This is a genomic window from Xanthomonas sp. MUS 060, from assembly GCF_000963215.1.
Lineage (GTDB): Bacteria > Pseudomonadota > Gammaproteobacteria > Xanthomonadales > Xanthomonadaceae > Xanthomonas_A.
Genome location: NZ_JZIM01000002.1, coordinates 53,974 through 76,501, shown reverse-complemented (window position 1 = coordinate 76,501; position 22,528 = coordinate 53,974). Strand labels below are relative to the sequence as shown.

General features: G+C 64.2%; 21 protein-coding genes and 1 pseudogene. 21 read left to right on the top strand and 1 reads right to left on the bottom strand.

The annotated features are described in order from the left end of the window. Positions 1-4: 4 nt before the first annotated feature. Positions 5-781: a type I methionyl aminopeptidase gene (gene map / locus XANALMUS060_RS03440; RefSeq protein ID WP_045737354.1), complete on the bottom strand. Its 777-nt coding sequence runs from the start codon at positions 779-781 to the stop codon at positions 5-7. A gap of 227 nt (positions 782-1,008) precedes the next feature. Here map and XANALMUS060_RS03435 point away from each other — a divergent pair, with 227 nt between their 5' ends. From XANALMUS060_RS03435 to XANALMUS060_RS03335, 21 genes and pseudogenes are all read left to right on the top strand, one after another. Then, positions 1,009-1,512: a spore coat U domain-containing protein gene (locus XANALMUS060_RS03435; protein ID WP_045737162.1), complete on the top strand. Its 504-nt coding sequence runs from the start codon at positions 1,009-1,011 to the stop codon at positions 1,510-1,512. Positions 1,513-1,561: 49 nt separating this feature from the next. Next, a complete protein-coding gene (locus XANALMUS060_RS03430; protein WP_045737161.1) occupies positions 1,562-2,287 on the top strand; it encodes a molecular chaperone in 726 nt (241 codons plus the stop codon). Beyond that, on the top strand, positions 2,241-4,607 hold the full coding sequence (locus XANALMUS060_RS03425) for a fimbria/pilus outer membrane usher protein (RefSeq protein ID WP_161795373.1): 2,367 nt from the start codon (positions 2,241-2,243) through the stop codon (positions 4,605-4,607). Before XANALMUS060_RS03430 ends, XANALMUS060_RS03425 begins: the two co-directional genes overlap by 47 nt. Beyond that, positions 4,604-5,632, top strand: coding sequence for a spore coat U domain-containing protein (locus tag XANALMUS060_RS03420; RefSeq protein ID WP_045737160.1), 1,029 nt, complete (start codon positions 4,604-4,606; stop codon positions 5,630-5,632). Before XANALMUS060_RS03425 ends, XANALMUS060_RS03420 begins: the two co-directional genes overlap by 4 nt. A gap of 286 nt (positions 5,633-5,918) precedes the next feature. Beyond that, on the top strand, positions 5,919-6,044 hold the full coding sequence (locus XANALMUS060_RS22615) for a hypothetical protein (protein ID WP_255352346.1): 126 nt from the start codon (positions 5,919-5,921) through the stop codon (positions 6,042-6,044). Continuing rightward, a complete protein-coding gene (locus tag XANALMUS060_RS03410) occupies positions 6,044-6,766 on the top strand; it encodes a fimbria/pilus periplasmic chaperone (protein WP_052688087.1) in 723 nt (240 codons plus the stop codon). Before XANALMUS060_RS22615 ends, XANALMUS060_RS03410 begins: the two co-directional genes overlap by 1 nt. 284 nt (positions 6,767-7,050) lie before the next feature. Next, entirely contained in the window at positions 7,051-7,848 is a 798-nt protein-coding gene (rpsB, locus tag XANALMUS060_RS03405) for a 30S ribosomal protein S2 (protein WP_045737158.1), read from the top strand. A gap of 148 nt (positions 7,849-7,996) precedes the next feature. Further along, entirely contained in the window at positions 7,997-8,875 is an 879-nt protein-coding gene (tsf, locus tag XANALMUS060_RS03400) for a translation elongation factor Ts (RefSeq protein ID WP_045737157.1), read from the top strand. Positions 8,876-9,365: 490 nt separating this feature from the next. Continuing rightward, a pseudogene (locus XANALMUS060_RS03395) lies at positions 9,366-9,686 on the top strand (UMP kinase); the annotation flags it as partial. Between the two features lie 122 nt (positions 9,687-9,808). After that, the gene (gene pyrH / locus XANALMUS060_RS03390) at positions 9,809-10,531 is read left to right on the top strand and encodes a UMP kinase (RefSeq protein WP_045737156.1); all 723 of its coding nucleotides are present in this window, start codon (positions 9,809-9,811) and stop codon (positions 10,529-10,531) included. Between the two features lie 183 nt (positions 10,532-10,714). Next, entirely contained in the window at positions 10,715-11,272 is a 558-nt protein-coding gene (gene frr, locus XANALMUS060_RS03385) for a ribosome recycling factor (RefSeq protein WP_045727908.1), read from the top strand. A gap of 39 nt (positions 11,273-11,311) precedes the next feature. Beyond that, entirely contained in the window at positions 11,312-12,052 is a 741-nt protein-coding gene (gene uppS, locus XANALMUS060_RS03380; protein ID WP_045737350.1) for a polyprenyl diphosphate synthase, read from the top strand. Then, positions 12,049-12,873, top strand: a complete 825-nt coding sequence (locus XANALMUS060_RS03375) for a phosphatidate cytidylyltransferase (RefSeq protein ID WP_045737155.1) — start codon at positions 12,049-12,051, stop codon at positions 12,871-12,873. The genes uppS and XANALMUS060_RS03375 overlap by 4 nt, the downstream gene beginning before the upstream one ends. Before the next feature lies 1 nt (position 12,874). Continuing rightward, positions 12,875-14,062 (top strand): 1-deoxy-D-xylulose-5-phosphate reductoisomerase, encoded by a 1,188-nt coding sequence (gene dxr, locus XANALMUS060_RS03370; protein ID WP_045737154.1) that lies wholly within the window; start codon positions 12,875-12,877, stop codon positions 14,060-14,062. Between the two features lie 26 nt (positions 14,063-14,088). Continuing rightward, positions 14,089-15,447, top strand: a complete 1,359-nt coding sequence (rseP, locus tag XANALMUS060_RS03365) for an RIP metalloprotease RseP (RefSeq protein ID WP_045737153.1) — start codon at positions 14,089-14,091, stop codon at positions 15,445-15,447. 83 nt (positions 15,448-15,530) lie between these two features. Then, positions 15,531-17,936, top strand: a complete 2,406-nt coding sequence (gene bamA / locus XANALMUS060_RS03360) for an outer membrane protein assembly factor BamA (RefSeq protein ID WP_045737152.1) — start codon at positions 15,531-15,533, stop codon at positions 17,934-17,936. Positions 17,937-18,174: 238 nt separating this feature from the next. Then, positions 18,175-19,197 carry a UDP-3-O-(3-hydroxymyristoyl)glucosamine N-acyltransferase gene (lpxD, locus tag XANALMUS060_RS03355; RefSeq protein ID WP_045737151.1) on the top strand — a complete coding sequence of 341 codons (1,023 nt, stop codon included), beginning with the start codon at positions 18,175-18,177 and terminating at the stop codon, positions 19,195-19,197. Further along, positions 19,194-19,646 carry a 3-hydroxyacyl-ACP dehydratase FabZ gene (fabZ, locus tag XANALMUS060_RS03350; RefSeq protein WP_045737150.1) on the top strand — a complete coding sequence of 151 codons (453 nt, stop codon included), beginning with the start codon at positions 19,194-19,196 and terminating at the stop codon, positions 19,644-19,646. Before lpxD ends, fabZ begins: the two co-directional genes overlap by 4 nt. A 26-nt stretch (positions 19,647-19,672) precedes the next feature. Beyond that, entirely contained in the window at positions 19,673-20,464 is a 792-nt protein-coding gene (lpxA, locus tag XANALMUS060_RS03345; protein ID WP_045737149.1) for an acyl-ACP--UDP-N-acetylglucosamine O-acyltransferase, read from the top strand. Next, entirely contained in the window at positions 20,461-21,801 is a 1,341-nt protein-coding gene (lpxB, locus tag XANALMUS060_RS03340) for a lipid-A-disaccharide synthase (protein ID WP_152640374.1), read from the top strand. Before lpxA ends, lpxB begins: the two co-directional genes overlap by 4 nt. Beyond that, positions 21,798-22,454 carry a ribonuclease HII gene (locus tag XANALMUS060_RS03335; protein WP_045737148.1) on the top strand — a complete coding sequence of 219 codons (657 nt, stop codon included), beginning with the start codon at positions 21,798-21,800 and terminating at the stop codon, positions 22,452-22,454. Before lpxB ends, XANALMUS060_RS03335 begins: the two co-directional genes overlap by 4 nt. Positions 22,455-22,528: the final 74 nt, after the last annotated feature.

Sequence of the window (22,528 nt, the reverse complement as noted above, 5' to 3'; positions counted from 1 at the left end):
AGGCTCACGGCGCGCCAAGGCCGCCTGGCGACAAGGTGAGCACATCCACCCCATCCTCGGTGACCGCGATCATGTGCTCCCACTGCGCCGAGAGCTTGCGGTCCTTGGTCACCACGGTCCAGCCGTCCGGCAGCACCCGGGTATGGCGCGAGCCCTCGTTGATCATCGGCTCGATGGTGAAGGTCATGCCCGGTTTCAGCACCAGCCCCTCGCCGGGGCGGCCGTAGTGCAACACTTGCGGCTCATCGTGGTAGACCTTGCCGATACCGTGGCCGCAGTATTCGCGCACCACACTGAAACGCTGGCTTTCCACGTATTGCTGGATCGCATGGCCGACGTCGCCCAGCGTGGCGCCCGGTTTCACCGCGCGGATGCCGCGCCACATCGCCTCGTAGGTGGTCTCGACCAGGCGCCGGGCCATCACCGAGGGGGTGCCGACGTAGTACATGCGGCTGGTGTCGCCGTGCCAACCGTCCTTGATCACGGTCACGTCGATATTGACGATGTCTCCGTCCTTCAGGACCTTGCTGTCACTGGGAATGCCGTGGCAGATCACGTTGTTGACCGAGCTGCACACGGTCTTCGGGTAGCCACGGTAGCCGACATTGGCCGGCACCGCCTGCTGCACGTTGACGATGTGGTCGTGGCAGAGCCGATCCAGCTCGGCGGTGGTCACGCCCGGCTTGACATACGGTCCGATTAGGTCGAGCACCTCGGCAGCCAGGCGGCCGGCGACGCGCATCTTCTCGATGTCCTGGGGAGATTTCAGATTGACTGTCATGCCCCCATTATCGCTCATCCGACGCTTCCTGAACGGACAACCCGAGTCCGGCGGTTTTTCGGCACCCGCATGGCAGGTCGCGCACCATCACAAAATTAAACAGAATAAAACGCGGCTTACATCAAAAGTTAGATCGCGATAAACATCTAAAAATACGCGTAATGGCGCACGTTTTGCATCACAAATGGCACCGGCGGTCATCCGTCATTTCACCAAAGAGCCGTGCCATGCAAACCTTTCAACGCGCCCTCGCCATCGCTGTCATGTTCAGCACCACCTCCGGCCTGGCATCGGCCCAGACCGATTCGCGCACCTTCAACGTGAAGATCCAGATCGCCAGCGCGTGCAACATCCAGACCGCCCCAACCGATGTCAACTTCGGCACCGTCAACTCGACCCAGACCTCGATCACCAGCACCGGCACGTTGAACGTGCGCTGCACCACCGGCACCCCTTACAACATCTCGCTCAATGCCGGCACCGGCACCGCTGCGACGGTGCTCACGCGCACCATGGGCAGCGCCACTAGCAGCAACACCTCACGGGTGCCCTACTCGCTGTATCGCGACTCGGCAATGACCCAGAACTGGGGATCGACCATCGGCCTGGATACCCAAGCCGGCACCGGCAACGGCAACGTGCAGCCCGTCACTGTCTACGGCCAAGTCGCCAGCGCGAACTATCCTGCCGATTCGTACAGCGACATCGTCACCGCCACCGTGACTTGGTAACACCAAACTCATCGGAGTACCTGCCTGCATGTTTTCGCGATCGCATGACATGCTGCGCCTGCCAGCCATCGGTTTACTGTGGCTGGCGGGGGCTGCCGCCTGCACGGCCTCAAGCCTGCAGGTCGCTCCGACGTCGGTGACGCTGAGCGCCACGGACAGCGCTCAAGGCATCTGGCTCAGCAACAGCGGCGATGTGCCGCTGCATGCGCAGGTGCGGGCATTCCGCTGGCATCAGCACAATGGGGAAGACGTACTCGACCCCAGCGACAAAATCGCGATCAGCCCGCCAATGCTCGAACTGGCGCCGCATTCGCGGCAACTGGTGCGCATCATCCGCCTGGATGCTGCGCCCAGCGGCAACGAGCAAACGTATCGCATCCTGGTGGACGAATTACCGACGAAGGATAAGGATGAAGCAACCAACAGCAACAGCGGCCTGCAATTCATCTTGCGCTATTCGCTGCCGATCTTCGTCACCCCGATCGGCAAGGTCACGCCCGTGTTGCATGCGCGCTTGGTCCGCGATGGCGCGACCCAGTCGCTGGAAGTGGTCAACCAGGGCAGCGGCCACGCGCAAGTGGTAGACCTTGATTTCGTTGCCAGCGATGGCCGCCATCTCCCAATCAGCAATGGACTGGCCGGTTACATCCTGCCGGGCCAGCACAGACGCTGGCCGCTAACCAGCACGCTCGCACATGCGAAAGGCACGTTCCAAGCCAAGATCAACGGTGCCCCCCTTGCTCAGTCGCTTCCATTGGATGCAGCGGCTCCTTGAGTTACTGCTGGCACTGTTGGCCTGCGCCGCCATCATCGACGTCGCCATGGCCCAGCCCAGCAATCCCGCACCCGCGCAGGAGACGCTGTATCTGGAGGTCACCGTGAACCAGACCCGCAAACCTGGCCTGTTCCAATTCCAACGCGATGGCACGCAATTGCGTACCAGCCCCGCCACCCTGCGCCAACTCGGCTTGCGCGTGGACGCCAGCGACAACGCGGCGACACTGTCCTTGAGCGATCTGGAAGGGGTGCGCTTCCGCTACGATGCCGGTCTGCAACAGTTGACCATCGACGCGCCGGTAGCCTTGCTCGACGCGCCAGTGACCCACATCGATGCGCAAGGCAACACACCGGCGCTACCGACGACCAGTTCCCCCGGTGCGCTGCTCAATTACGACCTGTACGCCAGCCACCAAGGCGATACCAGCAATCTCACCGCCAGTGGCGAAATACGCGCATTTGGGCTGGGCAATGGCGTGCTCGGCGGTGGTCTGTTGCGGCAATCGTTCGTCGGCCGGCTGACCCACGACCCCCTGCAAGACTGGCGCAGCCAAGCAATCCGTCTGGACACGCAATGGCAATGGTCGCTCCCAGATCGCATGACCAGCGTGGTGGTGGGCGACACCCTGGGCAGCAGCACCAACTGGAGCCGCACCCTGCGCCTGGGAGGGCTGCGGGTCGGCAGCGACTTCGGCCTGCAGCCATACCGCGTGACCTCACCGCTGCCGGAATTCCTCGGCGAGGTCACCGTGCCATCGAGCATGGACCTGTACGTCAACGGCATCCGTCAATACGGCGCGCAATTGCCGGCCGGTCGGTTCCAGTTATCGGCCGCACCAGGCGTGGATGGCGCCGGCAATGCGCAGGTCGTCATCACCGACGCCTACGGCCAGACTCGCTCGATCTCCTTCCCGTTCTACGCCACGCAGCAACTGCTCGCCACCGGCCTGAACGACTGGTCGGTGGCATTGGGCCGCGTCCGCCAAGGGTACGGCAGCAGCAATTTCGCCTACGCCAGCGACACGGTCGGCAGCGCCAGTTGGCGGCGTGGCCTCAACCCGCATCTCACCGCCGAAACTCACGCCGAAGCCGGCGCCGGGGTTCGCAACGCTGGTGCGGGAGTCATCTGGCTGCTGCCGTGGACCGGCGTGGTCGCCGCCTCTCTGGCGCACGGCAGCGACGCCACCAGCGACGGCCTCCAGTACACGCTCAGCTACCACTGGAACAACGGGCATTTCAATGTGGGGGTGGACACGCAGCGCGCGCAGCGTGGCTACCGCGACGTCGCCTCGGAGTACGGCGCGCCACCGGCACGGATCAGCGACCGCGCCCTGCTCGGCACCTCATGGATTCCGCTCGGCAACGTCTCGCTCAGTTATGTGCGCCTGGCCTATCCCGGCAGCAGCCAGGCGCGCTATGGCAGCCTGTTCTGGAGCAAGGTCCTGGGACGACGGTCGTCGCTAACGCTCAGTGTCAATCAGAATCTTGACCAGAGCCGCGATCGCAGCATCTACCTGGGCTGGACGATCGCATTGGAAGACAGCCGCCAGGCCGCAGTGGCACTGCAACAGGCCGGCGAGCGCGTGAGCGCGACTGCCGACCTGAGCCATTCGGCGGCAACCGATAACCTCGGCTGGCGGCTACAGGCGCGCAGCGGCCAGGACAGCGGCGGTCTGGCCGAAGCAAACTTGCGCGGCGACAGCGCACGCTATGCCGGCGGCATCGCCAGCAGCAACAACCAGATCTATACCTATGCCGAGGCATCCGGCGGCCTTGCCTGGATCGGCGGCGGATGGTTCCCGCGCCGCGATCTCGATCAAGCCTTCGCGTTGGTCTCCACCGACGGCGTCGCCGGGGTACCGGTGATGCTGGAAAACCGTCCGATCGGCAGCACCGACGCGCGCGGCTTCCTCCTGGTGACACCGTTGCTGGCCTGGCAACACAACCAACTGTCGATCGATCCGATGCGTTTGCCAGCGCAGGCACGCCCGGAGAAGATCGACCAGATCGTGGTTCCGCGCGACCGCGCCGGCGTGGTCGTGAAGTTTCCGATCCGCGACAGCGACGGCGTTCTGGTGCGACTGGAAGATAGCGACGGTACGCCACTACCGGTGGGCAGCCGGGTCCACGGCCAGGGCATCGACACGATGGTGGGCTACGACGGCGAAGCCTATCTGGAAGGCCTCAAGCACGGCACCAACGATCTGGAAGTGGAGACAAGCACAGACCACCAGTGCAAGGTCCGCATCACATATACCCCGCAGCATCGACCGACACACTTGGAACCGCTGCGCTGCAGCGCGGGAACCACCCCATGACACTGCGCGAAGCACACACACTGGTCATGGGCATCGGCCTGTTGGGGATCGCGGCGCTGATGCCCGAACGCGCCGACGCCACCACCGTGTGCAGCGCGCAGGCGTCGAACCTGAACTTCGGCAGCATCTCCGACACCACGACGACCGACGCGACCGCGCAAATCGTCGTCACTTGCCAGACCGGCGCGATCAGCATTGCGGGCACGATTTACGTGCGCATGTGCCTGAACATCGACGAAGGCGCACAAGGCGGCGGCCTGGGCATCACGACACGGCGCATGCTCAACCCGCTCAACGACAGCCTCAATTTTCAACTCTATCGGGATAGCGCGCGGACTCTGATCTGGGGCAACGCCCTCAATGGCTCCACACCGCTGCAAGCGGACCTGACGTATTCCTCGCTCCTGCTGGGCGGCAGCTCCACCGCCACATTCACACTCTACGGACGGGTACCGCTGCAGACTGGGCTCGCTACCGGGTACTACCAGAACAATTTCAGCGGCCTGTACACCAACCTGCAGTATCGCTACACCGAGCCACTGATCGGCAATCCCGGGTTTATGCCTGCGTCCTGCACCAGCGGTGGCGTTGGAGGCGGCAGTTCGGTGCAGTTCCCATTCGTTGCATCCATCACGGTTCCATCGACATGCGCCATCGGCAGTATCGCGGACCTGGATTTCGGCAGCCAATCGGGGCTGATCGACAGCGCGTTGAACTACACGACAACCCTCAACATGACCTGCCGTTATCGCACCGCCTGGCAGGTGAGCCTGGACAACGGCCAGAACGCCAGTGGAACTGTCCGTCGCATGTACAACAGCACCAACGGCCAGTACCTGACCTACGAACTCTACCGCGACGCTGCCCGCACGCAACGCTGGGGCAACACCCTGAACAGCGACACGCAAACCGGCACAGGCACCGGCAATATGCAATCGCTGACACTGTACGGCCAGGTTCCTGGCGGGCAGACTCCAAGCTCTGGCAACTACAGCGATCTGGTCACCGTCACCGTGACCTACTGAGTCCTGAACGGGGCTATATTCCCCGGATCAAGTTGGACTGGCAAACGCCGTTATCTGCATTGTCCCCATGCCTTGCCGCGCCCGGAATCCTAGCCCCATGATAGCGCTACCCTTGCTGAGACCCTTACTAATCGCGAGTCTTTGCCTAGTCTGTGGAGATCTGGCGGCACAACAAACGAGTGGCGCCGCACTGCGGATTGGTATCCGAATTCTGCACAATTGTGAAATAAACGCCGACGGTAATGGCCAACCTGGCACAACGCCGGTGGTCGCCTGCAGCCACCCCTTGCCCTATCAGGCGAACATCGATGGCCGCTCGGCGACGAGTAACGACGTTGCGCTGGCCTTGAGCCTACCCACCACCGCCACCTTGCCACGCAACAAGGCAACTTACGCGACGGTCGCGTTCTAGTGGACAGCTACCGCGCCACACTGGCGAGCCGCTGGCTGGCCACTGTACTGCTTGTGCTGGCAGGAACGGCCAGCGCGGGCGTGCGTATCAGCCCGACACTCGTGCAGATGACGCAGGACACGATGGCCACCGAGATCTGGCTGACCAATAATAACCAGGATCATCCCTGGCAGGCCCAGGTCCAAGTCTATCGTTGGGTGCAAACCGACGGGGTGGACCAGTTGCAGGACACCGACGCGATCCAGCCCAGCCCACAGTGGATCAACATTCCCGCACAGGGCAAGCAATTGCTGCGGGTGATCCGCACCACAGCGACGAGCAGCGCGACCGAGACCGCCTATCGCCTGGTACTGGAAGAACGCGACACCACACCGTCTGCGGCAGACCCCTCGCACACACTCCTGCGCTATTCCACTCCGATTTTCGTGAGTGCGCAGGACAGCACCGCCACACCCCAGCTCAGCGCCAGCCTGGCCCCAGGCGCACGCGGGCCGGAGCTACTGATCCGTAACCGTGGCCGCGTCCACGCCAAGCTCAGCGACCTGAGCTTCATCGGCGCCGATGGCCATCGGCTGACCTTGTATGCCAACCTGTCAGGCTACGTCCTCGCCGGGGAGCAGAAACGCTGGCCGCTGCCAGCCGCCGTGGCCGCAGCCCAGGGCGGTCACTTCGCCGCACGTCTGGGCGACGCATCACAACTACAGGCGCTCCCAGCCGAATGACCCGCCCGCCACGCATTTGTGCTGTCGGTCGCCACAGGGTATAGTTCCGCCGCTACGTCCCGTCCATTCGAGGGTCGCGAACCGTCCACGCCGGACGCACCGGCGAATTCACACCTGTCGTCATTGCCCGTGCCGGGGTGCTCCGCAAGGAGTTCGGCCACGGAGGCGACAGGGAGGCCCAACCCCGGAATCGTCGTGCATGCCTCCAAGGCCAGCACGTTCCTGCGCGTGCGTCACCCACTACATGCCCGCGCATGGCCGATTCCCTATCAGGAGTTACTGTCATGCCCCAAGTCACCATGCGTCAGATGCTGGAAGCCGGCGTCCATTTCGGCCATCAGTGCCGTTACTGGCACCCCAAGATGGCGCAGTACATCTTCGGCGCACGCGGCAAGATCCACATCATCAACCTGGAAAAGACGGTTCCGCTGTTCAACGATGCGATGAACTTCATCTCCAGCATCGCGCAGAAGCGCGGCACCATCCTGTTCCTGGGCACCAAGCGCAGCGCCCGCGATGCGGTGAAGGAAGAAGCCGAGCGTTGCGGCCAGCCGTTCATGACCCAGCGTTGGCTGGGCGGCACCCTGACCAACTTCCGCACCGTCAAGCAATCGGTGGCACGCCTGAAGGAACTGGAAGCGGCAGAGACCGACGGCACCTTCGAAAAGCTGGTCAAGCACGAAGTGCTGACCATGCGCCGCGAGCGCGACAAGCTGGAAGCCTCGCTGGGCGGCATCAAGGAAATGAACCGCTTGCCCGACGCGCTGTTCGTCATCGACATCGGCCATGAAGACATCGCCATCAAGGAAGCCAAGAAGCTCGGCATTCCGGTCATCGCGGTGGTCGACACCAACTACAACCCGGAACTGGTGGACTACGCCATCCCCGGCAACGACGACGCCATCCGCGCCGTGCAACTCTACGCGCGCGCCGCCGCCGACGCTGTGCTGGAAGGCAAAGCCGCCGCGCCGCATGCCGCCAGCGTGCGCGAGGAAGAGTTCACCGAGGCCAGCGACGACAAGGGCCGTGGCCCGCGCAAGAACGGCAAGAAGACCGAAGAAACCGCTACCGCTGCCGAGTAACCGGCACGCCATGTGGCTGCGCGATCATGCGCAGCCACTCCCCAGCACGCACCGCGCGTCCGGGATCGCAGGCGTGACGAGCGCCCGCTTCCCAGAATTACTGGCCGGCCACAAGCCGGCCCTTTCCCACCTTTCGTGAGGTCATCCCGTGGAAATCACTGCTTCCCTGGTCAAGGAACTGCGCGAGCGCACCGGCGCCGGCATGATGGAGTGCAAGAAGGCGCTCACCGAGAACGCCGGCAACATCGACAACGCCGCCGAGTGGCTGCGCAAATCCGGCTTGGCCAAGGCCGACAAGAAAGCCGACCGCGTCGCGGCGGAAGGCCGCATCGCCTTGGCCCAGGCCGACGGCAAGGCGGTGTTGGTCGAAATCAACTCCGAAACCGACTTCGTGGCCAAGGACAATAACTTCCTGAGCTTCTCCGACGCCGTGGCTCAGGCCGCGCTGCACTCCAACGCAGCCGACGCCGAAGCACTGAAGAGCGCCAAGCTGGCCAGCGGCGAAACCGTCGAGGAAGCCCGCGCCGCCGTCATTGCCAAAGTCGGTGAAAACGTGCAAGTCCGTCGTCTGGCACGCATCGACAGCACCAACCACGTCGCCGCCTACGTGCACGGCGGCCGTATCGGCGTCCTGGTAGAGGTCAAGGGCGGCGGCATCGAACTGGCGCGCGGCATCGCCATGCACGTGGCGGCGATGAACCCACCGCATGTGAAGGCATCCGACGTCCCGGCCGAGTTCGTGGCGAAGGAAAAAGAAATCGAACTGGCCAAGATGTCCGAGAAGGACAAGGCCAAGCCGGCGGATATCCTCGAGAAGATCATCAGCGGCAAGATCGCCAAGATCGTCAACGAATTCACGCTGTACGGTCAGCCCTACGTGCTGAACACCGAGCAGACTGTGGAGCAAGCCGTGAAGGCGGCCGGCGCCGACGTCGTCGGCTTCCAGCGCCTGGCCGTGGGCGAAGGGATCGAGAAGGTGGTGGAAGACTACGCTGCCGAAGTGATGAAGCAGGCCGGCCTGGCCTGATCGCCCGAAATTCGGGAAGAAAAAGCCGCGCATCGTCGCGGCTTTTTTTACTGCTCGCATCCTGGATGAATCCAGGCACAGCGTTGCCATCGTCTGCATCTGCGCAACCGACCACGACGCGACGCGCCATCTCGCTACTGGCGGCTAACCCAATCCTCGATGCGCACATTACCCAATTGACAGCGGCCGATGCGATCACCAGCCGCCCACGCACACCGATGCGCCGCGCAATCCACACAAAGTCGTGTCAGCCAAACGACACCACTGACCACTATCGGTCACCTGTATCGACCCCAGCGATGTCGATAAAATCGACAACGTCCACGCGTGCATCAACCGCGCCACTTATCTCCCCCAACACCACATCTGCAATCCGTTTACCGCACTCGTTGCACGATCACCTCGATTGAGCCGAGGTTGCGGCGCAGACGTGCTCATGCGCATCGGATAGAATTCGCTGGTTTTCTCGTCATCACCCAACGAGGTCGCCATGTCTCAGCTCGCCTATCGCCGCATCCTATTGAAACTTTCCGGCGAGGCATTGATGGGCGAAAGCGACTATGGCATCGACCCCAAGATCATCGACCGCCTCGCGCGTGAAGTGATCGAAGCGCAGCAGGCCGGCGCGGAAGTGGCGCTGGTCATCGGCGGTGGCAACATCTTCCGCGGCGCCGGCCTGGCCGCTGGCGGCATGGACCGGGTCACTGGCGACCACATGGGCATGCTCGCCACCGTCATCAACGCGCTGGCGATGCAGGATGCGCTGGAGAAACTCGGCGCCAAAGTGCGCGTGATGAGCGCGATCAAGATCACAATCCGTTTACCGCACTCGTTGCACGATCACCTCGATTGAGCCGAGGTTGCGGCGCAGACGTGCTCATGCGCATCGGATAGAATTCGCTGGTTTTCTCGTCATCACCCAACGAGGTCGCCATGTCTCAGCTCGCCTATCGCCGCATCCTATTGAAACTTTCCGGCGAGGCATTGATGGGCGAAAGCGACTATGGCATCGACCCCAAGATCATCGACCGCCTCGCGCGTGAAGTGATCGAAGCGCAGCAGGCCGGCGCGGAAGTGGCGCTGGTCATCGGCGGTGGCAACATCTTCCGCGGCGCCGGCCTGGCCGCTGGCGGCATGGACCGGGTCACTGGCGACCACATGGGCATGCTCGCCACCGTCATCAACGCGCTGGCGATGCAGGATGCGCTGGAGAAACTCGGCGCCAAAGTGCGCGTGATGAGCGCGATCAAGATCAACGACGTGTGCGAGGACTTCATCCGTCGCCGCGCGATCCGCCATCTGGAGAAAGGCCGCATCGCGATCTTCGCTGCCGGCACCGGCAACCCCTTTTTCACTACTGATTCGGGTGCGGCGCTGCGCGCAATCGAGATCGGCGCCGACCTGCTGCTCAAGGCAACCAAGGTCGACGGCGTGTACGACAAAGATCCGAAGAAACACGCCGATGCAGTGCGCTTCGACAGCCTGACCTACGACGAAGTCATCGCCCGCAACCTCGAGGTGATGGACACCGCCGCATTCGCTCTGGCACGCGACAGCGACCTCCCCCTGCGCATTTTCAATATGAGCCAACCCGGCGAACTGCTGAAGATCCTGCGTGGCGCGGAAATCGGGACGCTGGTGCAAGGTCGGGGCTGAGCGACGCCACGAGGCAGAACGCGCACCGCAGATCACCATTGACCTCATGCTGGCGCGACCGCGCCAGAGCACCTAAAGCCGATGCTGCAACGCGCAATGCGCGTCACCCACACGTCCCGAGTGCCGACCCTAGCCGGTTCCCGGCTATAATCGTTCGATTCAGATTCAGCACGGACATCGGCGATGCTCAACGACATCAAACAAGACGCACAGACCCGCATGGCGAAAAGCATCGACGCGCTGCGCCATACGCTCATCAAAGTGCGTACCGGACGCGCCTCGACCGCCCTGGTGGAACACCTGAAAGTCAACTATTACGGGTCGGAGATGCCGTTGAGCCAAGTCGCCAGTGTCGCCGTCGCCGACGCGCGCTCGCTGACCATTACCCCATGGGAAAAGCAGATGGTCAGCGCGGTGGAGAAAGCCATCCTGGCCTCGGACCTGGGCCTGACCCCGAATACCGCCGGCACCACCATCCGCCTCAACCTACCCGCCCTGACCGAAGAGCGCCGACGCGAACTGTCCAAGGTCGTGCACGGCGAAGGCGAAGACACCAAGGTCGCGATCCGCAACATCCGCCGCGATGCCAACCAGCACATCAAGGATCTGCTCAAGGACAAGAAGGTCACCGAGGACGAAGCCCGCGGCAGCGAAGAAGACATCCAAAAACTGACCGACAAGGCGATCAAGGACGTGGATGAGGTGGTCAAGAGCAAGGAACAGGAACTGATGGCGGTCTAATTCTGCGCCGTTACGGCCATGACCTCCGACTCTGCATCCATGTCCCTGCCCCGCCATCTCGCCATCATCATGGATGGAAACGGTCGCTGGGCGCAGCGCCGCCGTCGGCCGCGCGTGATCGGCCACCGTGCCGGCGCCCGCGCGGTCAACCGCACCATCGACTTCTGCCTGGAACGTGGTATCGCCGCGCTCACGCTCTTCGCCTTCTCCAACGAGAACTGGGGGCGCCCGCAGGACGAAGTGGACGCACTGATGAAACTGTTTCTGCACGCGCTCGATCGCGAGGTCGATGAGTTGCAGCGGCGTGGCGTGCGCGTGCGCTTCATCGGCGACCGTGCGCGCTTTGCGCCGTCGCTGTGCGAGCGGATGAGCCAAGCCGAAGCGCGGACCCGCGACAATCAGGCACTGCACCTGTCGATCGCCGCCAGCTACGGTGGCCGCCAGGACATCGCCCAGGCCGCGCGCACGCTGGCCGAAGACGTCGCCAGCGGACGCCTGCGTCCGGAGCAGATCGACGAAAACGCGCTCTCGGCACGCCTGGCGCTGGCCGATCTGCCGCCGCCGGACCTGTTCATTCGCACCGGCGGCGACCTGCGCATCAGCAATTTCCTGCTATGGCAGATGGCCTATACCGAACTGTGGTTCACCGAAACCCTCTGGCCGGAGTTCGACGCGCAGGTGCTGCAACACGCTCTGGATGACTACGCACGGCGCGAGCGGCGCTTCGGCCTCACCAGCGCGCAGGTTGCCGACGCAACAGCGGAGAACGTTCCCGCATGACCCGTACCCGCATCATCGCCGCGCTGATCATGGCGCCACTGGCCATCTGCGCCATCGTTTTGCTGCCGACTCAGTGGCTGGCCGCGCTGACCGCGCTGATCTTCCTGATCGGCCTATGGGAATGGCTGAAGCTGGCCGAGATCGACGACACCTTGCCGCGCACCATCCTGCTGATGCTCAACCTGCTGCTGATGGTGTTGCTGGTGTGGGCCTCGGCCGGGTCGCTGGTGCTGTTCCAACTGACCACCCTCATCGGCATCGGCTGGTGGTGTCTGGCCTTGCTGTGGCTGCGCTACTTCCACTTCGGCTCCGATCACTCGACCTACGCGCGAGTATTCAAGCTGGCTGCCGGTACCCTGGCGATCGTCCCAGCCTGGTCGGCGCTGAGCCTGATCCACGCCAGCCAACTGAACGGCCACCTTTGGCTGCTGACCGCCCTAGCCACCATCTGGGCTGCCGACTCGGGCGCCTATTTCGCCGGTCGCCGATTCGGCAAGCACAAGCTGGCGCCGCGGATCAGCCCCAACAAGACCGTGGAAGGTCTGGTCGGCGGGTTGCTGGCCGGCCTGGCGGTGGCCGTGGGGTTCGGCTGGCTCGCCGGAATCACCCTGCCACATCTGCCCGGCCTGCTGATCGTGGCGGCAGTCAGCATCCTGGGCTCGGTGGTCGGTGACCTGTTCGAAAGTCTGCTCAAGCGTCACGTCGGGGCCAAGGACTCGGGCCATGTCATCCCCGGTCACGGCGGCGTGCTAGATCGTATCGACGGCGTGTTGGCGGCGTTGCCGATTTTCGCGCTGGGCAAGGACATCTTCGGGTTCTGACATGAGCGAGGCGGTCCGTACCATCGCCGTACTCGGCGCCACAGGCTCGATCGGGGGCTCCGCCCTGGACGTGATCGCACGCCACCCGCAGCGCCTGCGCGCCAATGTACTGGCTGCTGGCCGCGACGTGGAAGGGCTGCTGGCGCTGTGCGCGGTACACCGTCCAGCGCATGCGGTCATCGCCGACCCAGCCCTGTACCCCGCGCTGCGCGATGGTCTGGCGAGGGCCGGTTTGCAGACGGAGGCGCACACCGGTGCCATGGCACTGGATCAATTGGTCGCCAGCGACGCCTGCGACAGCGTGCTCGCCGCCATCGTCGGTGCCGCCGGCCTGGCCTCGACCCTTGCCGCCGCCCGCGCCGGCAAGCGCCTGCTGCTGGCCAACAAGGAAGCCCTGGTGCTGGCCGGAGAACTGGTCACCGCCACGGCGACCGCAGCCGGTGCCGAAATCATCCCGATCGACAGCGAACACAACGCCATCTTTCAGTGCTTACGTTCGCGCCAGACCGGCAGCGAGGTGCGACGGGTGCTGCTGACCGCTTCCGGTGGCCCGTTCCGTGGCTGGGACCGCGCCCGCCTGGAGAAAGTGACACCAGCGCAGGCGGTGGCACACCCGAAGTGGTCGATGGGGCCGAAGATCTCGGTCGATTCGGCGACGCTGATGAACAAAGGCCTGGAGGTCATCGAAGCGCACCACCTGTTCGCGCTGGCGCCTTCGTGCATCGAGGTCCTGGTGCACCCGCAGAGTCTGGTCCACTCGCTGGTCGAGTTCATCGACGGTTCCACCTTGGCGCAAATGGGGCTGCCGGACATGCGCACCAGCCTGGCGGTGGGCCTGGGGTGGCCGGAGCGGATCGCTTCAGGCGTCGGCGGACTGGACCTCCTGGCGCATGGCCGCCTGGACTTCGAGGCACCGGACATGGATGCCTTCCCCTGCCTGCGTCTGGCTTGGCATGCGATGCAGGCTGGGGGCAGCGCACCGGCGATCCTGAATGCGGCCAACGAAGTCGCGGTTTCAGCGTTTCTTCAGGGCCGTATCGGTTTCCTATCGATTCCTGCGCTGGTCGAGAACGCCCTGACCGAGCTGCCCGCGGTTGCGGCCGATTCCCTGGACGCGTTACTGGCAGCGGACGCGCAATCGCGCAAGATCACCGAACTCGCCATTGCCCACCATCACTCCCATGCTTGATCCGCACGCTGCCATGAGCCACGCGCATGGGTAACTTCTTCGGCTCCGTCTGGTGGATGCTGGTCAGCCTCGGCGTCCTGGTCACTTTCCATGAGTTCGGCCACTTTTGGGTCGCCCGCCGCTGCGGGGTCAAGGTGTTGCGTTTTTCGGTAGGCTTCGGCAAGCCGCTGTGGTCACGTCACGACCGCCACGGCACCGAATTCGTCATCGCCGCGATTCCGCTGGGTGGCTACGTCAAGATGCTCGACGAACGCGAGGGCGAGGTGGCCCCGGCCGAGCAGGCACTGGCCTTCAACAACAAGTCGGTGTGGCAACGCATCGCCATCGTCGCCGCCGGACCCATCGCCAACCTACTGCTATGCGTGGCGCTGCTGTGGGCAATGTTCGTGATCGGCAAACAGGACTACGCACCGATCATCGGACGCACCGACGGGCTTGCGCTGCAGGCCGGATTCCAGCCTGGCGAGCGCATCGTCCGGATCGGCGAGCGCGACGTATCCAGTTGGAGCGAGGCCAGCATGCAACTGACCATCGCCGCGATGGACCACAAAGATGTTCGGGTGGAGACCGAAGACACTCAGCATGGGGTAAGCCGCGTCCACATTCTGGCGCTATCGCAGTTGCCCGAAGGTTTCGACGAGCAACAGGTCCCCAGCCTGGCCGGGCTGACCTGGCGCTTTACCCTGCAACCGGCGGTGATCGCCACGGTCGCGCCGGGCTCGGCAGCCGACGGTGTACTGCGCCCAGGCGACCGTGTGCTGGCGGTGGACGGCAACCCGATCATCAGTGCCGAGCAGGTCGCACCGCAGGTGCAGGCGCTGGGCCGCAACGGCGGCAACGGCCTGATCGAGGTGGAACGCGACGGCGAGCGCATGGCCCTGCAAGTGCACCTCAAGCCGGTTGCGCACAGTGATGCGACGGCATGGAAATTGGGGATCGCGATCGGCCAACAGCCCCGGCCCGCCTTCGATGCCATCTCGCGCTACGGGCCGTTGCAGGCCATCCCTGTGGCCTTGCGCGAAACTGGCCGGATGGCCGGCGATACCCTCGGGCTGCTGCGCCGCATGCTCACCGGCGAGGCATCGCTGCGCAACGTGTCCGGCCCGATCAGCATCGCCAAGGCAGCCAATATTTCCGCCCAGCAGGGCCCGGACTGGTTCCTGAATTTCCTGGCATTGCTGTCGCTGAGCCTAGCGATCATGAACCTGCTGCCGATCCCCATCTTGGACGGCGGGCACTTGCTGTATTACCTTATCGAGTTGGTCAAGGGCAGCCCGCTGAGCGAGCGCGCCATGGCGGCGGGGCAATTCGTGGGCCTGGCGTTGCTGGCAGGGTTGATGGGGTTGGCGTTCTACAACGACCTCTTCGGCCAGGTAATGCGATGACCCGATTGCCGATTCCACTCGACCCGCTGTCGTCTTGCGCCGGCGCCCATGCAACAACGCTATCGACCTCTACCGGACGTGATATGACGCGCTTTCCCAATCGCCGCCTGCTAGCCCTCGCACTCGCCGCCAGCCTCAGCCTGCCGGCCCTGGCCCAGGTCGCGGAGCCCTTCACCGCCAGCGACATCCGCGTCGACGGGCTGCAACGCATCTCCGCCGGTACCGTCTTCACCTATCTGCCGGTGGAGCGTGGCGACACGGTCAACGAGGCGAAGGTCGCCGAGGCGATCCGTGCGCTGTACCGCACCGGCTTTTTCGAGGACGTGCGCGTCGATCGTCAGGGCAACATCCTGGTGGTCACGGTCAAGGAGCGCCCGGCGATCAATAAGCTGACCGTCACCGGCAACAAGGACATCAAGAGCGAGGAACTGCTGAAGGGACTCTCCGACATCGGCCTGAGCGAGGGTGGCACCTTCGACCGGCTGAGTCTGGATCGGGTCACTCAGGAACTCACCCGCCAGTACAACAACCGCGGCAAGTACAACGTCCAGATCACCCCGACGGTGAGTCCGCTGGACCGCAACCGCGTGGATGTGGCGATCGCGATCAAGGAAGGCAAAGCGGCCAAGATCCGTCACGTCAACCTGATCGGCACCGAGAAATTCGCCAACAAGGACATCCTGGAAAACTGGGAGTCTCACGAACATAACTGGCTATCCTGGTACCGCCGCGACGACCAGTACTCCAAAGAAAAGCTGTCCGGCGACCTGGAAAAACTCAACTCCTGGTACCTGGACCGCGGCTACGTGGACTTCAACGTCGACTCCACCCAAGTCGCGATCAGCCCGAACAAGCGCGACATGTACCTGACCGCCGGCATCAGCGAAGGCGAGCAGTACAAAATCTCCGAGATCAAGGTCACCGGCGACACCGTCCTGCCGCAGGAACAAATCGAGAAATTGGTGATCCCCAAGGCCGGCGATACCTTCTCGCGCGCGCTGCTGGAATACAGCTCCGACGCCATCACCAACACCCTGAGCAATATCGGTTACGCCTTCGCCAAGGCCACCCCGATCCCGACCATCGACCGCGAGAAGCGGACCGTGGCGATCAACCTGCAAGTGGTGCCGGGTCCGCGCGTGTTGGTGCGGCGCATCGTGTTCCGTGGCAACACACGCACCTCCGACGAAATCATGCGCCGCGAAATGCGCCAGTTCGAGGACACCTGGTATTCGCAGGCGGCGATCGACCGCTCCAAGATCCGCCTGCAGCGACTGGGGTACTTCGAGTCGGTCAACGTGGAAACGCCGCCGGTGCCGGGGAGCAACGATAAGGTCGACGTGGTCTACAACGTCAAGGAAACCACCTCCGGCAGCTTCACCTTCGGCGTGGGCTATTCGCAGACCTACGGCGTGACCACCTCGGTGCAAGTATCGCAGAACAACTTCCTCGGCGGCGGCAACCGCGTCGCGGTGGACGCCTCACGCAGCAGCTACCAGCAGCGCTACGCGTTCTCCTACACCAACCCGTTCTTTACCGACGACGGTGTGTCGCTGGGCTACAACCTGTCCTGGCGCAAGCTGGATTACTCCAACTTCGGCACCGCGCAGTACAACAGCACCAACGGCGCGGCACAGACGATCTTCGGCATCCCGATCACCGAAACCGACACCGTGTCGCTGATGTTCGGCGTGGACAGCAACCAGATCACCGCCTACCCCGGCTTCACGCCGCAGGCCATCATCAATTACATGGACGCCATCGGGACGCACACCTTCCACGCCTGGCGTACCGAACTGGGCTGGGCACGCGACACCCGCAACGACTATTTCATGCCGACCAGCGGCATGTACCAGCGCATTGGCCTGGAGACCACCCTGCCCGGCTCCACCGTCGAATACTGGAAACTGAATTACCAGATCTCCAAGTACTGGCCGATCATTCCGGCGCTGGTGCTCAACACCCGCGCCGAGTTCGGCTACGGCGACAGCTATGGCAACGCTGTCTCACGCGACATCTGCGGCAGCGTGCAGGGCACCACCTATACGCCCCAGGCGTGCGATGGCACCAACCTGATCCGCCACGTCACCGCCTCGGGCCTGCCGTTCTATGAGAACTTCTATGCTGGCGGCACCAACTCGGTACGCGGCTTCCAGGACAACACCCTCGGCCCGCGCTCGGAGATGACCTCGGCGTACCAGCGTGGCCAACCACTGGGTGGCTCGTTCAAGACCGTGGGTTCGGCGGAAATGTACTTCCCGAAACTGTTCGACAGCCCATCGGCGCGCATCTCCGCCTTCGTCGACGTCGGCAACGTATTCAACGGCGTGGACAACTTCAAGGCCAACGCCCTACGCGCCTCCGCCGGCGTGGCGCTGTTGTGGCGCGCCCCGGTCGGCCCGATCTCGATCAGCTATGCGATCCCAATGAAAAGGGAAGACAACGACGAAATCGAGCGCCTGCAATTCACCTTTGGCGGTCAGTTCTAGCAGACTGTCCGCTGCCCGCGCAGTCGCTCAGGCAGCTTCGGACTCACTGTCAGGCTCCAATGCACTGGGACCTGGCCACTGCAACTCCCACGCCTATCGCTGCGGCTCTGAATAAACAGAGCCGCTTTCCAATGCCTTGATCGCGGGCGGATCGCAAGACGCAGTGTCCTGCTGCATGGCAGCGCCTTGTCTGCAAGAGCGTCATGACCGTGCCGATGGCACACGGTAGAATCTCCAAGTGAATATTCAGACCTATACCGCCCATCAGCTCGCCGAGCGCTTCTGCTTGCAGGTGCAAGGCGAGGGCGATGTTGCGGTGCACGGCGTGGCCACGCTGGCGCGGGCCGGTGCCGGGCAACTCAGCTTCCTGTCCAACCCACGCTATCGCGCGCAACTGGCCGACAGCGCCGCGGCAATCGTGGTGCTGCGCGCCGACGATGCCGACGCAGCGCCCGGCACGGCGCTGATTGCGCGCGATCCGTATGTGGCCTTCGCCAAGATCGCGGCGCTGTTCGAGACGCTGCCGGTGCGCCCGGCTGGTATCGATCCCAGTGCCAGCATCGACCCCAGCGCGCAGATCGCGCCCAGCGCGCACATCGGCGCCTTCGTCAGCATCGGCGCGCGCAGCGTGGTTGGCGAGGGCTGCGTGATCGGTCCAGGCTGCGTGATCGGCGAGGACTGCCAGGTCGGCGCCGGCAGCGAACTGATCGCCCGCGTCACCCTGGTGACGCGGGTGCGCCTGGGCAAGCGCGTGCGCGTGCATCCTGGCGCAGTCCTGGGTGCCGACGGGTTTGGCCTGGCCATGGACGCCGGCCGCTGGATCAAGGTGCCGCAACTCGGTGGCGTCAGCATTGGCGACGATTGCGAGATCGGCGCCAACACCTGCGTGGACCGCGGCGCACTGGAAGACACCACCCTCGAAGAAGACGTCCGCCTGGACAATCTGGTGCAGATCGCACACAACGTGCACATTGGCGCGCACAGCGCCATCGCCGGCTGCACCGGCATTGCCGGCAGCAGCAAGATCGGCCGCTACTGCATGCTCGGCGGCTCGGTCGGCGTGGTCGGCCACCTGGAGATCTGCGACAAGGTCGTGATCACCGGCAGGTCGGTCGTGCGCAATTCCATCCACACGCCGGGCGAGTATTCGTCCGGCACCCCTTTAACCGACAACCGCACGTGGCGCAAGAACGCCGCGCGCTTCAAACAGCTCGATGCTCTGGCCCGTCGCATCCTGTCTGTCAGCAAGGAGAATGCATGAGCCACGATCACACTCTGCCGAGCATCAACAGGATCATGGCGTTGATGCCGCACCGCTACCCGTTCCTGATGGTGGACAAGGTCATCTCGCTCGATTTCGAGAACCGCAAAATCGTCGCGCACAAGAACGTCACCATCAACGAGCCATTCTTCCAAGGCCACTTTCCGAACCTGCCGATCATGCCGGGCGTGCTGATCATCGAGGCGATCGCCCAGGTCGGCGGCCTGCTGATCCAACTGGCGGAAGGTCCCGGCGTTGAGACCAAGCCATTCTTCATGGTCAAGGTCAACAATGTGCGCTTCAACAGCCCGGTCGTGCCTGGCGACGTGCTGGAGCTGCATGTGGAAATCAAACGGGTCATCCGCAACATGGCGGTGTACTGCGGCGAGGCCAAGGTCAACGGCGAGGTGGTGGCCTACGCCGAAGTGATGTGCGCCAAAGAGCGCTGATTGATGCCCCTGGCAGGAGCTCTGCGATGAGTGCCAACGCTGCTGTGATCCATCCGTCTGCGGTCATCGATCCGACGGCGACACTGGCCGCCGACGTACACGTCGGCGCTTTTACCGTGATCGGTGCCGAGGTGGAGATCGGCCCAGGCTGCGTGATCGGCTCGCATTGCAGCATCCTCGGCCCGACCCGCATCGGCCGCGACAACCGCCTGATCGGCCACGTCGCGCTCGGCGGTGAGCCGCAGGACAAGAAGTTCGCCGGCGAGCGCACCGAACTGGTGATCGGCGAGCGCAATGTGATCCGCGAGTTCGTCACCATCAGCCGTGGCACCGGCAGCGGCGGCGGCATCACCCGGATCGGCAGCGACAACTGGTTTTTGGCCTATACCCACATCGCCCACGATTGCATCGTCGGCAATCATTGCGTGTTCTCCAACAACACCACGCTCGCCGGGCATGTGGAAATCGGTGACCATGTGATCATCAGCGGCTTCGCGGGCGCGCACCAATTCTGCCGCGTCGGCGATCACGCCTTCCTTGGCATGGGCGCGCTGATCAACGGCGACGTGCCACCGTTCATCATGGTCGGCGGCAATTCGCTCGGTCGTCCGCGCGGCATCAACAGCGAAGGCCTCAAACGTCGCGGTTTCGATGCCGAGCGCGTGGCCGCGATCAAACGCGCCTACCGCGCGCTATACGTGGCCGGGCTCCCCCTGGCCGAAGCCAAGCAGCAGTTGCTGACGCTGGCCGAAGGCAACGAGGACGTGCGCGCCATGCTGGAATTCATCGAATCCAGCGAACGGTCGTTGTTGCGATGAACGTCGATGCCGGGGCACGGGACCCGGAACCCGGGACCCGTCATGACCTGATCCGCTCCACCCCGCCGGCGCAAGACACTGCCGCTGCGTCACCCGTGCCGAATTCGGAATTATCCTTCGCCAGTTCCGAAGCCGCGCGACCGCACCGCATTGCCCTGGTGGCGGGCGAAGCCTCTGGCGATCTCCTGGGTGCCGGGCTGATCGAGGCACTACGCGCGCGCTATCCGGATGCGCAGTTCGCCGGCGTCGGTGGCGATGCCATGCGACAGGCCGGCTGCCACACCTGGTTCGATGCCAGCGAACTGTCCGTCATGGGGCTGATGGAAGTACTGCGGCATCTGCCGCGCTTGCTGAAGCTGCGCCGCGCGCTGCGCGAACGCGTGCTGGACTGGCGCCCGGACGTGTTCGTCGGCATCGACGCACCCGACTTCAATCTCGGCATGGAGCGCTGGCTCAAGCAACGTGGCATCCGCACCGCGCACTACGTCAGTCCGTCGGTCTGGGCCTGGCGCGAGCAGCGCGCGGCCAAGATCGGCGCCAGTGCCGAACGGGTGCTGTGCCTGTTCCCGATGGAGCCACCGATCTATGCCAGGCACGGCGTGGATGCGCGCTTCGTCGGCCACCCGATGGCCGATGCAATCGCCCTGCACAGCGAACGCGAGGCCGCCCGCGTCGAACTCGGTGTACCGCCCAACGTCTCGGTGCTGGCCGTGCTGCCAGGCAGCCGGTTGGGGGAAATCGGTCGGCTCGGCGACACCTTCTTCGCCGCCGCCGCGCAGGTGCTGCAGCAATTACCGGGCATGCACGTGCTGGTACCGGCGGCCAATCCAGCCTGCAAGGCACTGCTCGCCGAACAAGTGGCACGTTCGGCCTTGCCCACAGCTTCACTGCATGTACTGGATGGACAGGCGCGCACCGCGCTGATCGCCGCCGACGCCGTGCTGCTGGCCTCCGGCACCGCCACCCTGGAAGCCATGCTGGTGAAGCGGCCGATGGTGGTCGGCTACAAGGTCTCACCGCTGACCTACCGCATCGTCAAGGCGTTGGGACTGTTGAAAGTGGACCGCTATGCCTTGCCCAACATCCTCGCTGGCCGGGACCTCGCCCCGGAACTGATGCAGGATGCCTGTACGCCGGACGCACTGGCCGCTGCGCTGCTGCACTGGCTACGTAATCGGCAAGCGGTGGCCGCGCTGCAACCGGAGTACGAACGCCTGCACCGGCTGCTGCGCCAGGACGCATCCGCGCGGGCTGCGGATGTGGTCGCGGAGCTATTGCAAGGCTCCACCCCAGCTGCGGAACGCGCGACGGCAGACGCGGAACACCCCGCCTCGTGAACAGGCAACCACTCGAGCTGGCGCTTTTCCCCGAGCCACCACCGACTCCCGACTCCCGACTATATGCCGGGGTCGACGAGGCCGGGCGCGGACCGCTGGCCGGGCCGGTCGCGGTCGCGGCGGTGGTGTTCGATCCGACCCGTCCCCGCATCAACGGACTGGACGACTCCAAGCAACTGACCGCCGCACGGCGCGAGACACTGTACCCACGCATCATCGAACGCGCCCTGGCTTGGCATGTCGTGCTGATCGAAGCCGAAGAGATCGACCGCCTCAACATCTACCAGGCGACCATGCTCGGCATGCGTCGCGCCGTCGAAGGCGTGGCGCATGTCGCCGGCTTCGCCCGCATCGATGGCAACCGCGTGCCAAAGGGCTTGCCCTGCCCGGCCGAAGCGCTGGTTGGTGGTGACGCGCTCGATCGCGCCATCATGGCCGCCTCGATCATCGCCAAAGTCACCCGCGACCGGATCATGCAAGACCTGCATGCGCAACACCCGCATTACGGTTTCGACTTGCACAAAGGCTATGCAACGCCAGCGCATCTGGCCGCGTTGGCCGCGCATGGCCCCTGCCCACAGCACCGACGCAGCTTCGCGCCGGTGCGCAAAGCCCTGGAAGGCCGGGACGCAGGGCCGAGCATGCAGGGCTAGGTGCGCAATACAGCGCGCGTCAACACACACGCAGCGGGTGTTGGCAACGACGCGAGACGATCCACGCCACGTGA